This is a genomic window from Shewanella hanedai (assembly GCF_007197645.1).
Classification (GTDB): Bacteria; Pseudomonadota; Gammaproteobacteria; order Enterobacterales; family Shewanellaceae; genus Shewanella; species Shewanella hanedai.
The window spans coordinates 39,892-53,374 of the sequence record NZ_VKGK01000027.1; the positions used below are offsets into that span (position 1 = coordinate 39,892).

Below are 13,483 nucleotides of genomic sequence, written 5' to 3' on the forward strand. Positions count from 1 at the left end.
GGGCGGTTATATTTATGACAAATTAAAATGGGGCATTAAGACTCTTCAGCTTTTACTTCTGCGCCGTCAGCTTCTTTGCGGAAATACTCTTTACTCAGCTTAAATACAATAGGGCTTAGTAAGGCTAAAGCAATAAGGTTTGGAATGGCCATCATGGCGTTTAATGTATCAGCCAGTAACCAGATAAATTCTAATGAGCTTACTGCGCCAATTGGGACAACCAAGATCCAAAGCACTCTAAAAGGAACAACAGCTTTGACGCCAAGTAGGTATTGAACACACTTCTCGCTGTAAACGCTCCAACCTAAAATCGTGGTGAAGGCGAAGATGGACAGAGCAATAGCAACAATATAGTTACCGTATGGGATAGATGATCCAAATGCTGCTGAAGTAAGCTCAGCACCGGTTGTACCACTGGTCCACTCGCCAGTGACGATAATCGCAAGACCGGTAATGGTACAAACAACTAAGGTGTCGATAAACGTGCCTAACATGGCCACTAAACCTTGGGCGACGGGGTTGTTTGTCTGTGCAGCGGCGTGAGCAATTGGCGCACTACCTAGGCCAGCTTCGTTAGAGAACACACCACGTGCGACACCAAAACGAACAGCGGCCCACACTGCAGCACCTGCAAATCCACCTTCTGCGGCGGTGCCAGTAAAGGCACTCTTGTAGATAAGCATGAGTGCTGCAGGTAATTCAGCGGCGTTAACAATCAACACGGCGATACCACCTGCAATATAGAAAGTGGCCATTAATGGGACGAGTTTACCGGCGACATCTGCGATACGTTTGATTCCGCCCATCAATACCAGGCCAACTAAGACCATCATCACGAGGCCGGTAATCCAAGAGGCAACACCAAAGTTTGATTCGATGGCGTTGGCGACTGAGTTTGCTTGTACTGTATTACCAATACCGAAACCGGCAATGGATCCAAATAGAGCGAAAGCGGTACCAAGCCAAGCCCACTTCTTGGAGAGACCATTTTTGATGTAATACATAGGGCCACCGATGTAATTACCATTCTCATCAATTTCTCGGTACTTTACCGCGAGCACGGCTTCGGCAAACTTGGTTGCCATGCCGACTAGTGCTGTACACCACATCCAGAAGAGTGCGCCGGGGCCACCGAGGAAGATGGCGGTGGCGACGCCGGCAATGTTACCGGTTCCTATCGTTGCCGAAAGGGAGGTCATTAAGGCATTAAAAGGACTGATCTCACCTTTTATCTTTTTATCTTTTTCTGGAATACGGCCTTGCCAAAGGAGCTTAAATCCTGAACCCAATTTTAAGATAGGCATTAAATTCAGGCCTATGGTCAGGAACATGCCGACACCTAAAATGGCGATAAGCATCGGAAGTCCCCAGACGATGCCGTTAATGTATGTGATAGCGCTTGTAATAAATTCCATTGTTAACCTCTAGTTTTATTATAATTTTTTGTTACTTCAATTTGTTCTGACTCTTTAATGGTCAAATGTTTGTTTTTTGTAGGTACAAAGTTTCCAATAGTGAAAAAACTAGAGCTTTTGCGAATATTATTCAAGGGTTAATTTTTAATCAGCGGCATCAATAACTTATATTAGTAATCTAAGTTGTTGACTAAATTATAGAATGTTCTAGATATTTAATTTTAAATTTGTGCTGAGTCGGGACTGGTCTTTGAGATTAATTATCTGATGGTGAATTGTTTTACAGTTTTTATGACTATTTAATCCGGCAAGGTAAGCGATGCGTATGGGGTTTTTATTGAATGTGGTGAAGCAAACAACAGAAGAGACAACTCTTCTGTTGTAGGGGGTTAACTATATGGTGGCAGCGTATTAGGTGGAGGTGACCCAGAGGATATGAGCATCTTGTTCACTGATGGATATAACTGCGTGACCCATGGTGGCATCGTAATAGGCGCTATCACCTTTACTTAAGAGTACGGGTTCATAGAACTCTGTGAATAATTGAATATCACCTTCGAGTACAAACAAAAAATCCTCACCTTCATGGCGGATCCAATCGCCGTATTCATCGAAGCTTCTCGAACGAATGCAGGTCTTGTAGGGCAACATTTTCTTATTACTGAGTTCTGTCGCGAGCAGTTCGTGCTCATAGGTTGGTGTCAGATGAGCCTTGCCTGTATTGGCTTTGGTTATATCTCTTCGCCCGCTGGCTTGGACTTTACTTGGCTGAGTGAACAGCTGAGGTAGATCTATTTCCAGTCCAGCAGCTAGTTTCTGCAACACCATAAATGTCGGCGATATCTGCTCATTTTCAATTTTTGATAAGGTGGATTTAGCCAGACCTGTTCGACGGCTAGCTTCTTCTAACGTGAACTTATTTTGCGTTCTTATCGCCTTAACTTGCTGGCCGATATGAACGGTTTTTACTTTTGGCTCATTGCCGCCTTCGTTCCTGACTATGTTCATCGAGGGAGCTGAGTCAGTCTCATTTTTGTTTTTCATATGCTTAATGACTATCTCTCCTGAGGTTTTAACTATTGTTGCATATTCGGGTCAGCAGATGAACAGATCTAACACAAAATAAACAATCTTATAAATCAATCACTAATATACCAAATAGTAAATTAAGTTTCCTATAGGAAACTTTTATGTTGTTTGTGAAAATTAAGACTGATATGTTTATAAAATGTGAACTGCTTCTAGCTTTGGAGAAACGTCAATGCCACACAGTATTTTTGACCCGTTTAATATCGGCATCAACCCGTCGAAATCTCATACTGTGGGCCCTATGGTGGCCTGTAATCGATTCGCCAAATTACTCATGTCAGATGATTTATTGAATAAGGTATCTGAAGTTAGCGTTGATCTGTATGGCACCTTAGCGCTCACCGGTAAGGAGCATGCCACAGACAATGCCTGTGTATTAGGCTTGATGGCAGAGACGCCCGATAAGCTCCCATCCGATGATATCCCTCAATTACTGGCCATAGTAAAAGACACCGGAGAGCTGCCATTGGCAGGCAAGCACTGGGTTTACTTCTCTTCAGAGCAACACCTTAACTTCCATAACCAAGAGACACTTCCTCTGCATCCTAATGGGTTGACGGTGACGGCTATTGATGACCATGGCGAGATCGTGTTGCAGCGTACATATTTCTCTGTCGGTGGTGGCGCAGTATTGGAAGCATTCGAGCTAGATGGCGTCATCAACACCGTGCATTAAGCTGCTTGGGTAATGATGTCGATATAGATAAAAACTTTGCAAGGTGGCGTGGTTATTTAACGCGATCACTTGCCAATTTAAGGAAACAGAATGAAAAGCATCTACACCTCCAAAGAACTCGAACATTTTTTTGCCGCAGGATTAGCTGGTACTGATGACAAGATTCAGGCCGCTATCAATCTTGAAACCAAACGACAAGAGGAGCAGATAGAGCTCATAGCGTCTGAAAACATTGTGTCGAAGGCGGTGATGGAAGCGCAGGGAACTTTATTAACCAACAAATATGCCGAGGGTTATCCAGGCCGCCGCTATTACGGTGGTTGTGAATTTGTCGATATCGTCGAGCAGTTGGCTATAGATAGAGCTAAGGCACTGTTTGGTGCAGGGTTTGTGAATGTGCAGCCTCACTCTGGCGCGCAAGCTAATGGTGCTGTTTTTCAGGCGCTGCTTCAGCCCGGTGATACGATTCTCGGCATGTCACTGGATGCTGGTGGTCACTTGACTCACGGTGCACGTCCAGCGCAGTCAGGTAAGTGGTTTAATGCCATTCAATATGGTGTGCTCCAAGATAGCTGTTCAATCGATTTTGATCAGGTAGAGATGTTGGCTCGCGAGCATAAGCCTAAGATGATCATTGCTGGAGGTTCAGCGATTCCGCGTGAGATAGATTTTGCCCGTTTCAGAGCCATTGCCGATGAAGTGGGGGCTTATCTCATGGTCGACATGGCCCATATCGCAGGTTTGATTGCCACTAACTATCATCAAAACCCCCTCCCTCACGCCCACGTTGTCACGACAACAACCCACAAAACATTGCGTGGACCCCGTGGCGGAATGGTGTTGACGAATCATGAAGATATTGCCAAGAAAATAAACTCGGCGGTATTCCCTGGTCTACAAGGTGGGCCGCTGATGCATGTGATAGCCGCTAAGGCCGTCGCACTAGGCGAAGCGTTGGAACCTGAGTTTACCCAATATATTGAGCAAGTGATCAGCAATGCCAAGACTCTCGCTAAGACCTTGCAAGAGCACGGCTGCGATATTGTCACCAATGGCACAGATACTCACCTGATGTTGGTAGACCTTAGGCCTAAAGGCTTAAAAGGGAATAAAGCGGAAGAGAGTTTAGAGCGCGCCGGGATCACCTGTAATAAGAATGGCATTCCCTTTGATACTGAAAAACCTATGGTTACGTCGGGCATACGTTTAGGCACGCCTGCGGGCACCAGTCGAGGATTCGGGCAGAGTGAGTTCACTCAAATTGGTCACTGGATTGGCGAGGTGCTCGATGGATTAGCTGCAAATCCCGATGACAACAGTCAAGTTGAGTCGACTGTGCTCAAGCAAGTACAAGCACTGTGTGCAAGATTTCCTCTGTACCGCTAATCAATTAAACAATAAAAAATAGGAATTAAGCAATGAGTTCAGTCGAGTCTAATTATAAGTTTGCCACTACTCACGAATGGGTGAAGGACAATGGCGATGGCACTGTGACAGTGGGAATATCTGAACATGCCCAAGGGTTACTTGGTGACGTGGTGTTTGTTGAGTTGCCAGAAGAGGGTGACGTGACCGTTGCCACCGAAAATTTCTCGCTGGTGGAGTCGGTTAAGGCGGCATCGGATGTCTATGCGCCAGTATCGGGCGTGATTATTGCGGTTAATGAAGCGTTGGATGATAGCCCTGAAATCGTCAATGACTCACCGTTTGAAGACGGTTGGATTGCCAAGATTAAACTCGAGAACCCGCAAGAGCTTGAGTCGCTGATGAATTTTGACTCGTATGTTGCAAGCTTAGATAGCTAAGCAGAACAACTCGATTAAACAGCTGGACTAGCTGATTTTGATGGCCAGCAATATCCTTGGGGATGAGATGAGTAATAGCAATTTATTGGCCCAACTGGGCACAGAGAACGAGTTTATCGCGCGCCATAACGGGCCCGATGAAGCGGAAAAGCAACTGATGTTAGCAACGATAGGCTGTGACTCTGTTGCGGCGCTTATCGATCAAACGGTACCAAGTAATATCAGATTGCATCAAGGCTTAGCGCTCGAACCTGCCCAGAGCGAAGCGGGGATGTTAGCGACGCTTAAGGCCATCGCTGCTAAGAATGTGATCAATAAAAGTTACATTGGCCAAGGCTATTACGATACCCATGTCCCTAAGGTTATTTTACGCAACGTGATGGAAAACCCAGGTTGGTACACGGCCTATACGCCTTACCAACCAGAGATAGCTCAAGGTCGACTCGAAGCGTTGCTGAACTATCAGCAGATGATCATTGATCTGACAGGCATGGAGCTAGCCAATGCTTCTATGTTGGATGAAGCGACAGCAGCTGCCGAAGCGATGGCACTGTGTAAACGCGCAGGAAAGAGTAAGAGTAACCTGTTTTTTGTGGCCAGTGATGTTCACCCTCAAACCTTAGATGTGATGAAAACCCGAGCCCACTGTTTTGGTTTTGATATCGTGGTGGCGCCGGCCAGTGAGCTGCCTAAGATGGAAGTATTTGGTGCCTTGCTACAATATCCAGGCACCACAGGGCAAGTGCAAAACCTTGAACAGTTGATTCAACAAGCTCAAGAAAAGAAAGCCTTAGTGGCTGTGGCGACAGATTTACTGGCGCTCACCCTGCTCAAGGCACCGGGCGAGATGGGCGCAGATGTGGTTATTGGTAGCTCACAACGTTTCGGTGTTCCCATGGGATTCGGCGGCCCTCACGCGGCATTTATGTCCACCCGAGAAAAATACAAACGGACGATCCCAGGTCGAGTGATAGGTGTATCAATCGATAGCAAAGGCAAGCAAGCTTTACGCATGGCGATGCAGACCCGTGAGCAACATATTCGCCGTGAAAAAGCGACCTCAAACATCTGTACTGCTCAGGCTTTACTGGCCAATATGGCGGCTTTCTATGCTGTTTATCATGGACCTGAAGGGTTGAAGAAGATTGGCCGACGAGTACACCATCTAACAGCCATCTTGGCTTTAGGTTTGAAAGAGACAGGTTTTAAATTAACTCATGAGGCCTTTTTCGACACGCTAACCATAGAAACCAATGAACAGACTCAAGCAATCTACCAGCGTGCTTTGGATGCTGGCCTTAACTTACGTCTACTGCCGAGCCGCTTAGGGATCAGTATTGATGAAACCACCAGCGCTGATGATATCGAAGCGCTTTGGTTGGCTATCACGGGTCAAGTCTTGCGGGTTAGCGACTTTGAAGCTCAGGCATCAAGTGATGAGTTTGCGGCGATTCCAGTGGATTGTCACCGCGAGTCACGCTACCTGACTCATAAGGTGTTTAATCAATATCACAGCGAAACATTAATGCTACGTTATTTGAAGTCACTAGAAAACAAAGATTTCTCACTCACGCATGGGATGATCCCACTTGGCTCCTGCACCATGAAGTTAAATGCAACGGCGCAGATGATCCCCGTGACCTGGCCTGAGTTGGGCCAGTTACACCCGTTTGCGCCAGCGCAGCAGACCGTGGGTTATCAAGAGATCAGCGATTCCTTGAGTGAGATGCTCAAGCGCATTACCGGTTACGATGCATTCTCCTTACAACCTAATTCAGGTGCGCAGGGGGAATATGCTGGTTTAATCGCTATTCAGAAATACCATGCTAGCCGTGGGGATCTACACCGTAATGTTTGCTTGATCCCAAGTTCAGCCCACGGTACCAATCCTGCCAGTGCGTCTATGGTGTCGATGCGGGTGGTGATTGTGGGTTGCGATGCTAAAGGCAATGTGGATATTGATGACTTGGCCGCCAAGATTGAGGAGCATGCAGAGCGTCTGTCTTGCATCATGATCACTTATCCATCGACACACGGTGTTTATGAAGGCGGTATTCGTGAGATATGTGAGCGGGTACATGCCGCTGGTGGCCAAGTGTATCTCGATGGCGCCAATATGAATGCTCAAGTGGGATTAACATCACCGGGTTTTATTGGCTCAGATGTTTCCCATCTTAATCTACACAAAACCTTCTGCATTCCACACGGTGGCGGCGGACCCGGTATGGGGCCAATCGGTGTTAAATCTCACCTTGCGCCATTTTTGCCAGGACACAGTATTCATCAAACCCCCGGCGCCATTGCGGCGACGGCCTTAGGCAGTGCTTCTATTCTGCCTATCTCGTGGGCGTATATCGCGCTGATGGGAGCTGAAGGTCTGACTCAGGCGACTGAGCTTGCGATATTGAATGCCAACTACCTGATGGAAAAGCTGCGCCCTCATTACCCTGTGCTTTATCTCGGTGAAGACGGCCGCGTTGCTCATGAGTGCATCATCGATCTGCGCCCCCTTAAAGAGAGCTCGGGGATCAGCGAAGAGGATGTGGCTAAACGCCTGATGGATTTTGGTTTCCACGCGCCGACCATGTCATTCCCTGTTGCAGGGACCTTGATGATAGAGCCGACTGAGAGTGAATCACTGATTGAACTGGACAAATTTGTTCATGCCATGGTGACGATACGTGCCGAAATCGCCAAAGTGGAAAATGGAGAGTGGACGTTAACAGATAATCCTTTGGTAAATGCTCCCCATACCATGAACGATCTGAGCCAAGATCAGTGGCATCATCCCTATTCACGCAAGGTCGCTTGTTTCCCTGGGCTTAACCAAACTCACGCCAAATTTTGGCCCAGCACCAATCGTATCGACAATGTGTATGGCGACAGAAATCTTATCTGCAGTTGCCCTGACATCGATAGCTACCGTGATTAATCACTAACCCCCAAGTTTACGTGTTTTTCCCTTTTTACGGGCTGCGTTTGCGCAGCTCTTAGGGAAGACTTACCCATTGCAATGTCAATTATTGTTGTATGTCATTGTTTTATAATGTTCAAGGATGTAAAAATGCAAAATAAAACAGTAAAACTATCACTGCTTACTTTGGCTTTAGCACTCCCAATGTCAGTGGCTCATGCTAATGATGATGGCGTGAGTAAAGAGGAGTTACAAAAAGAGCTGAATGCGATTCAGCAAAGATTGGCTGCATTGGAAGTCGATGAAAAAGTGAGTGGTGAAGCATCCAATACCAGTATTAATTTTTACGGTTCATTGCGCCCCACATTTGGCGTGACCCGTACAGACTCTGATGATGTGTGGGATGTCGGTGATGCGCTGTCTCGCTTGGGGCTTTACACAGAGCATAAAGTGAATGATTCATTGGTCGCATTTGCCCGTGGAGAGTTCAAAGTCAACATTCAAGCTAATGGAGATTTCGGTGAAGCGCGTAAGGCTTATGTCGGTATCAAGGGAGATTTTGGACGTGTGGCTATTGGTAAACAGTCATCGACTCAATATCGCATCATTGGCGATCCGGTTGATATTTTTAACCGCGCAGCAACGCCATTGGCTTATGACAGCGTGAGCCCATTTCGTGTCAATAATTTAGTGACTTACCGTAAGAGTGTTGGCGATCTGAGCTTCTCGGTGGATTCTCAATTTGATGGCAGCAGACCCGATAACGCCAGCGACTTTTTCAACACGGGACTAGAGTACAACACAGATTTCATCCGTGCAGCCTTTGCTTATTACAGCAAGGAGCTAAATGACGGCAAGGAGGAGCACACCTACGGTGCATCACTGGCGAAAAACTTCGGTCCGCTTTATGTCGCTGCTGCGTATCAGGATATAGAAGTGGATGACGTCAGCGGTTCAACTTTGGATGTTGTGGCTGCATATGCAATCACCGAGATCTATAAAGTAAAAGCTGGGATCTCGGCATTCGATGATGGTTTAAACGATCTTGTTTCTGGTGATTACACCGCCTATAACGCTACATTAGAGTGGCAAGGGACAGCTGATTTTCGTCTATTTGTTGAATACCAAAAAGTGGCATTTGATTACCGCGAAGATAACGACCAGTTGATGGTTGGCATGCGCTATGACTTTGATTACGGCTTTTAAACCCTGTATCGATTACAGGTAAAAGGGTAACCATTTACTATTCACCCCGTCTCCACCCCTTATCACTATTGCTTGTGAGTGGCTTACTCGTACCGTTCGAGTAAGCCCTTTTTATCTTAAAATACAGTCTTATTCCCCATACTAAGATGACCTCTCATTTGGTTGTGCTTAGTAAACTTAAGGTTAATAACTCTTAAGCTTACACAGAACGGATTATTTACTATTAGGATTCTTGAGAACTGCCAAAGCGAGATGATAACGCTGCTAAGCTATTGCCAGCAATAAATACAGACGCGGCAAATAAGCCGATATCTTTTAGTAAAAACTCACCAACAAAACTCAGTGTTGGAAAGCTTGCTTCTGTTGTTATGCCCGGTAAAAATATCATCATGCCCAAAGTGACGGTAAATAGTGCGATTGAAAGTAAACCACCAATAGCCGATAAAATTGGGTGTATAAAGCGGCCTAAAATCAGTAATCCAATCATGATCTCTACGCTACCAAGAAAAATCACTAATCGAAACTTAACTGTGAGTGAATGTAAATTTAGGTAGTATACTATTGTCATATAATAATACATATGATACATAATAGTGTTGGTTTGTTGTGTGTTTTTTGATCGGTCAAACCGAGACACTCTGTTTCGATAGTCAGCAGTCATTGAAACCTGTCAGTGCCAGAGGTACTAGATGTACTGCTGGTGGTTAATAACTATTATTATAAAAGGTAATATTATGAAACATTTACTTGCAACTCTGTTAGTTTGCCTAACAGCTAGCAGTGCTCAGGTTAGTGCAAAAGATAGACTAGAAGGTTTTGTTCTACGTGGTGATCACAGTGGCACGCCCGGCCAACGTAATAATTTTGATAATCCTAATGGCTCAAGTTGGGCAAATCACGTCGATGGTATAGTAGTTCAAGCCGAATGGGCACATTTACAACCTACAAAAAATGGCGCCATAAAATCAAACAACATTCTCGATCAAGCCATTTCTGCGGTAACAACTTGGAACAATGCTCATCCATCCAACAAGCTTGGCATTAAGTTAAGAGTTTTTGCTGGTATTTATTCCCCAGCATGGGTGGGATCGGAGACGGGGCAATTTTTTGCCCAATATAAAAACAGTAAGCAAGGCAATATGCCGTTTTACTGGAAAAACAAAAAGTTTCGTCCCTTGTGGAGCAATTTTCAGACTAAGTTAGGTGCAAAGTATGACAGCCACCCTCTGCTTAGAGAAGTCGCAGTTTCCGGTTGTATGACCCACAATGCCGAGACCATGTGGCGTAACCCAAGAGATAACAACCGTGATGATGGCCGTAAGAATATCGATATCATGCGTGACAATGGTCTGACGCTGGCAAAAGATGAGAACTGCTTGAAATGGCAAATTCGAGTTGCCGCCAGTAAATGGCCAAGAACTCATATTGGTATGGCGTACAACATGTGGAAGGATTATGAAAATGGGTGGGCTAAAAAACCTGCTTTTGTAAATACGCTAATGGACTACTGCCTACAACAGGCACCTGGCCGCTGTATATTAGGTAATAATTCTCTGGGTGTTACTGATATTGGTGATGAAAATAACAGTAGCGACGTTACTTATTACTTGAGACGCAAAGGTAATGCTGGTAACCCGATCTATATCCAAACTGAAACTAAAGCTGACAATATTCACAGAGCTATTAACCATGGCGCAGATCGTCTTCACGGTGCAATGGCGGAGTTACCTAAGCTCAGTGCTATGGCCAAGGTCAGTTCTACGTATCTGCAAGATGACCCTATGCAGGACGCTAGGTTGAATCTTAAAACTAACAACTAACAACTACTGTTAGGATAATAAATCTTCCAAAGGGCAGCGCCTACTAAAGTGTAGTGGGCTTGCCCTTTTTGAGTTTGTTTCATCATTTTTGTCAAAAACTGATTTATTTATAGATAGATAGATAGTACTTGAGTGCTAAATTTTATATGATAATTAACAAAAAATAACATCTTCACTGCATTTGCCTGTCACGGCAAGGCATGTCGAAGGTTTGGAGTGTCTGTGCTGCGTCTGTGTATTTTGATGATTTTTTGGTTTTCCCCTACGCTATTGGCGATGGAAAAAGCTGAGCCGAAAAGCAATGCCAACTGCATTGCCTGTCACCAACAAGAGGCCAAACACTGGCAAACATCAGATCATGCCAAGGCGATGGCCGTTGCGACACCAGAGACCGTACTCGGAGATTTTTCAGGAGCCGATGCCAGACACCACGGCCAAAAAGTTTACTTTTACCGTAAAGCAGACACCTTTTTTGCTGATGTTAGCTATGACAAAAATGATCAATACCCCGGTAACAAGAGTCAGACTTTTGAAGTGAAATACAGCTTCGGTCACTATCCACTGCAACAATATCTAGTGGATACCGATAAAGGAAAACTGCAGGTGTTGCCCTTTGCTTGGGATAGTCGGAGCAAAGTGGAGGGCGGGCAGCGTTGGTATCATAACTACCAGAGCGAAGAGATCTCGCCTAATGATAGATTACATTGGCGCCAACCTTTACAGAATTGGAACGGCATGTGCGCCGATTGCCACTCCGATGGACTTGAGCGCAACTACTCCTTGAGCAAACAAAGTTTCAACAGTAAATGGGACAACATCAACGTCGGTTGTCTCTCCTGCCATGGCGACATGTCAGCCCATTCTAATGCTCAGTCTAATATTCAGCCTTCAGCTAACGAACAAACAGGCACAAGTACAAAACTGACCGATCCCATGAGTCGCAACGATAAAGGAATGTGGCAGCGACTTCCCGGAGCCAAGATAGCGTCCTGGCAGGGGCAGCCTAGAAATAACCAATTTATGGAAACGTGCTACGCCTGTCATTCACTTCGCAGCCCGCTAACTGACGGAATTAGCCCAAATGAAAAGTTTATGGATCAATTTTCACCGCAACTGATCAACGCCCCTATGTATCATGTTGATGGTCAGATCAAAGAGGAGGTGTATGTATATGGCTCCTTTATGCAGAGTAAAATGCACAGCGCTGGCGTTAATTGCTTAGATTGTCATGATAGCCACACCATGAAGCTTAAAGCGGAGGGCAACGGCTTGTGTTTGCAATGTCACAGTCCAGAGCACTTCAATACATCGAGTCACTTAAATCATCAAGCCGGGACGCCGGGCAGTAAGTGTGTTGATTGCCACATGCCGCAAACCCGTTACATGGGAGTGGATGACCGCAGAGATCATAGTTTTAGTATTCCCCGACCAGCACTTAGTCAAAATTTAGGCACACCGAATGCCTGTAACCGTTGCCACGAAGATGAAACCGCCAGCTGGGCGAGTAGCAAGGTTAAGCAATGGTTTGGTGGTGATATGCAGCTTGAGCCGAACCGAAAAGCCTTGATGAACCTCAGAGCTGGAAAGCCTGTTACTGCTGCGCAGCACCGAAATATCATCGATGATGTCACGATCGAAGCCATTAGCCGTGCCAGTGCACTGCAGCTCTTACCCGTCACCCACACACAAATTCCCCCCGATTGGTTTAGCACTCTGGCGGGATCGCCTGAGCCATTGATCCGTTTGGCTGCGGCGGAGCAGGGCTATCTATTGTCTCAAGACGATAGAAAGAAGGGACTTACGCCCTTATTAAATGATCCGCTGCGATCGGTACGGGTTGCTGCAGCGAGAACCTTGAGAACCGATTCGAAGATAAAAGCGAATCAAGAGCTGACACGGGCGAATGAAGTTAGTGCTTGGCGAGGTGAAGGGCGATTGAATCTAGGGTTACAGTTATTGGCCACGGGGCGCTGGCAGGAAGCTGAGCAGCAACTGAGTGCGAGTATCATGACCGATCCTTACTTTGAGCCCAGCTATGTGAATCTGGCCGATATCTATCGGGCAACAGGACAAACAGCTAAGGCCAAAGGTGTTTTCGAAAATGGGCTGCAACACAACCCACAATCAGCGGATCTGAACTATGGTTTTGGGCTACACCTTATTCGTGGCAAAGATTATCTATCTGCAGAGCGATACCTTGCTCAGGCAGCTCAACTGGCACCGCCTAATACCCAGTATCAATACGTTTACTTAGTGGCGCTTGATCACAACGGTAGAACCACGGATGCGCTTAACTATCTTAAGCAGTACCTGACCATTTACCCAGCCTCTCCACAGTTAGTGGATATCGGAATTGGCTACTCTCGCAAGACCGGTAACCAGCTGATGCTGAATTACTTTCAATCATTGTAAATATAAAGAGTTGATGATTGACGTTGGGGATGAATCAAAAGAAAGCATCAGTGAGAGGAGAGATAAGGACGTTAGAAAGTAAGGTATAGATATGAGATGAAAGTGCGCATAAACGAAAGGAAAAAAGAAGCCTAAGTCACAACTGA

General features: G+C 45.8%; 10 protein-coding genes. 7 read left to right on the forward strand and 3 right to left on the reverse strand.

All coding sequences use genetic code 11. The features are described 5' to 3' along the window. Positions 1 to 35: 35 nt before the first annotated feature. Together FN961_RS18975 and FN961_RS18980 are read right to left on the reverse strand one after the other, a co-directional pair. Positions 36 to 1,415 carry an alanine/glycine:cation symporter family protein gene (locus FN961_RS18975; protein WP_144041749.1) on the reverse strand — a complete coding sequence of 460 codons (1,380 nt, stop codon included), beginning with the start codon at positions 1,413 to 1,415 and terminating at the stop codon, positions 36 to 38. A gap of 411 nt (positions 1,416 to 1,826) precedes the next feature. After that, positions 1,827 to 2,459 carry a helix-turn-helix domain-containing protein gene (locus tag FN961_RS18980; RefSeq protein ID WP_144041750.1) on the reverse strand — a complete coding sequence of 211 codons (633 nt, stop codon included), beginning with the start codon at positions 2,457 to 2,459 and terminating at the stop codon, positions 1,827 to 1,829. Between the two features lie 217 nt (positions 2,460 to 2,676). Here FN961_RS18980 and FN961_RS18985 point away from each other — a divergent pair, with 217 nt between their 5' ends. The 5 genes from FN961_RS18985 to FN961_RS19005 all read left to right on the forward strand — a co-directional run bounded on the left by FN961_RS18985 (position 2,677) and on the right by FN961_RS19005 (position 9,105). Then, positions 2,677 to 3,180: a serine dehydratase beta chain gene (locus FN961_RS18985; protein WP_144041751.1), complete on the forward strand. Its 504-nt coding sequence runs from the start codon at positions 2,677 to 2,679 to the stop codon at positions 3,178 to 3,180. Positions 3,181 to 3,270: 90 nt separating this feature from the next. Further along, on the forward strand, positions 3,271 to 4,566 hold the full coding sequence (glyA, locus tag FN961_RS18990; RefSeq protein WP_144041752.1) for a serine hydroxymethyltransferase: 1,296 nt from the start codon (positions 3,271 to 3,273) through the stop codon (positions 4,564 to 4,566). Between the two features lie 32 nt (positions 4,567 to 4,598). After that, positions 4,599 to 4,985 (forward strand): glycine cleavage system protein GcvH, encoded by a 387-nt coding sequence (gene gcvH, locus FN961_RS18995; RefSeq protein ID WP_144041753.1) that lies wholly within the window; start codon positions 4,599 to 4,601, stop codon positions 4,983 to 4,985. A 67-nt stretch (positions 4,986 to 5,052) separates the two neighbouring features. Further along, positions 5,053 to 7,917 carry an aminomethyl-transferring glycine dehydrogenase gene (gcvP, locus tag FN961_RS19000; RefSeq protein ID WP_144041754.1) on the forward strand — a complete coding sequence of 955 codons (2,865 nt, stop codon included), beginning with the start codon at positions 5,053 to 5,055 and terminating at the stop codon, positions 7,915 to 7,917. A gap of 132 nt (positions 7,918 to 8,049) precedes the next feature. Next, positions 8,050 to 9,105 carry a porin gene (locus tag FN961_RS19005; RefSeq protein ID WP_144041755.1) on the forward strand — a complete coding sequence of 352 codons (1,056 nt, stop codon included), beginning with the start codon at positions 8,050 to 8,052 and terminating at the stop codon, positions 9,103 to 9,105. 223 nt (positions 9,106 to 9,328) lie between these two features. Here the strand turns inward: FN961_RS19005 and FN961_RS19010 are convergent, their stop codons facing one another. Then, entirely contained in the window at positions 9,329 to 9,673 is a 345-nt protein-coding gene (locus FN961_RS19010) for a DUF417 family protein (RefSeq protein WP_185972840.1), read from the reverse strand. 166 nt (positions 9,674 to 9,839) lie between these two features. On the opposite strand from FN961_RS19010, the gene FN961_RS19015 reads away from it, so the two are divergent. Next, entirely contained in the window at positions 9,840 to 10,925 is a 1,086-nt protein-coding gene (locus FN961_RS19015) for a hypothetical protein (RefSeq protein ID WP_144041757.1), read from the forward strand. Positions 10,926 to 11,147: 222 nt separating this feature from the next. Next, positions 11,148 to 13,337, forward strand: coding sequence for a tetratricopeptide repeat protein (locus FN961_RS19020; protein ID WP_144041780.1), 2,190 nt, complete (start codon positions 11,148 to 11,150; stop codon positions 13,335 to 13,337). Positions 13,338 to 13,483: the final 146 nt, after the last annotated feature.

What these genes read in the sequence shown, in the direction of transcription:
- gcvP (WP_144041754.1), top strand. Translation starts at nt 5,053, where the DNA reads ATGAGTAATAGCAATTTATTGGCCCAACTGGGCACAGAGAACGAGTTT.
- FN961_RS18985 (WP_144041751.1), top strand. Translation starts at nt 2,677, where the DNA reads ATGCCACACAGTATTTTTGACCCGTTTAATATCGGCATCAACCCGTCG.
- FN961_RS19015 (WP_144041757.1), top strand. Translation starts at nt 9,840, where the DNA reads ATGAAACATTTACTTGCAACTCTGTTAGTTTGCCTAACAGCTAGCAGT.
- gcvH (WP_144041753.1), top strand. Translation starts at nt 4,599, where the DNA reads ATGAGTTCAGTCGAGTCTAATTATAAGTTTGCCACTACTCACGAATGG.
- FN961_RS18975 (WP_144041749.1), bottom strand. Translation starts at nt 1,415, where the DNA reads ATGGAATTTATTACAAGCGCTATCACATACATTAACGGCATCGTCTGG.
- FN961_RS19005 (WP_144041755.1), top strand. Translation starts at nt 8,050, where the DNA reads ATGCAAAATAAAACAGTAAAACTATCACTGCTTACTTTGGCTTTAGCA.
- glyA (WP_144041752.1), top strand. Translation starts at nt 3,271, where the DNA reads ATGAAAAGCATCTACACCTCCAAAGAACTCGAACATTTTTTTGCCGCA.
- FN961_RS18980 (WP_144041750.1), bottom strand. Translation starts at nt 2,459, where the DNA reads ATGAAAAACAAAAATGAGACTGACTCAGCTCCCTCGATGAACATAGTC.
- FN961_RS19010 (WP_185972840.1), bottom strand. Translation starts at nt 9,673, where the DNA reads ATGACAATAGTATACTACCTAAATTTACATTCACTCACAGTTAAGTTT.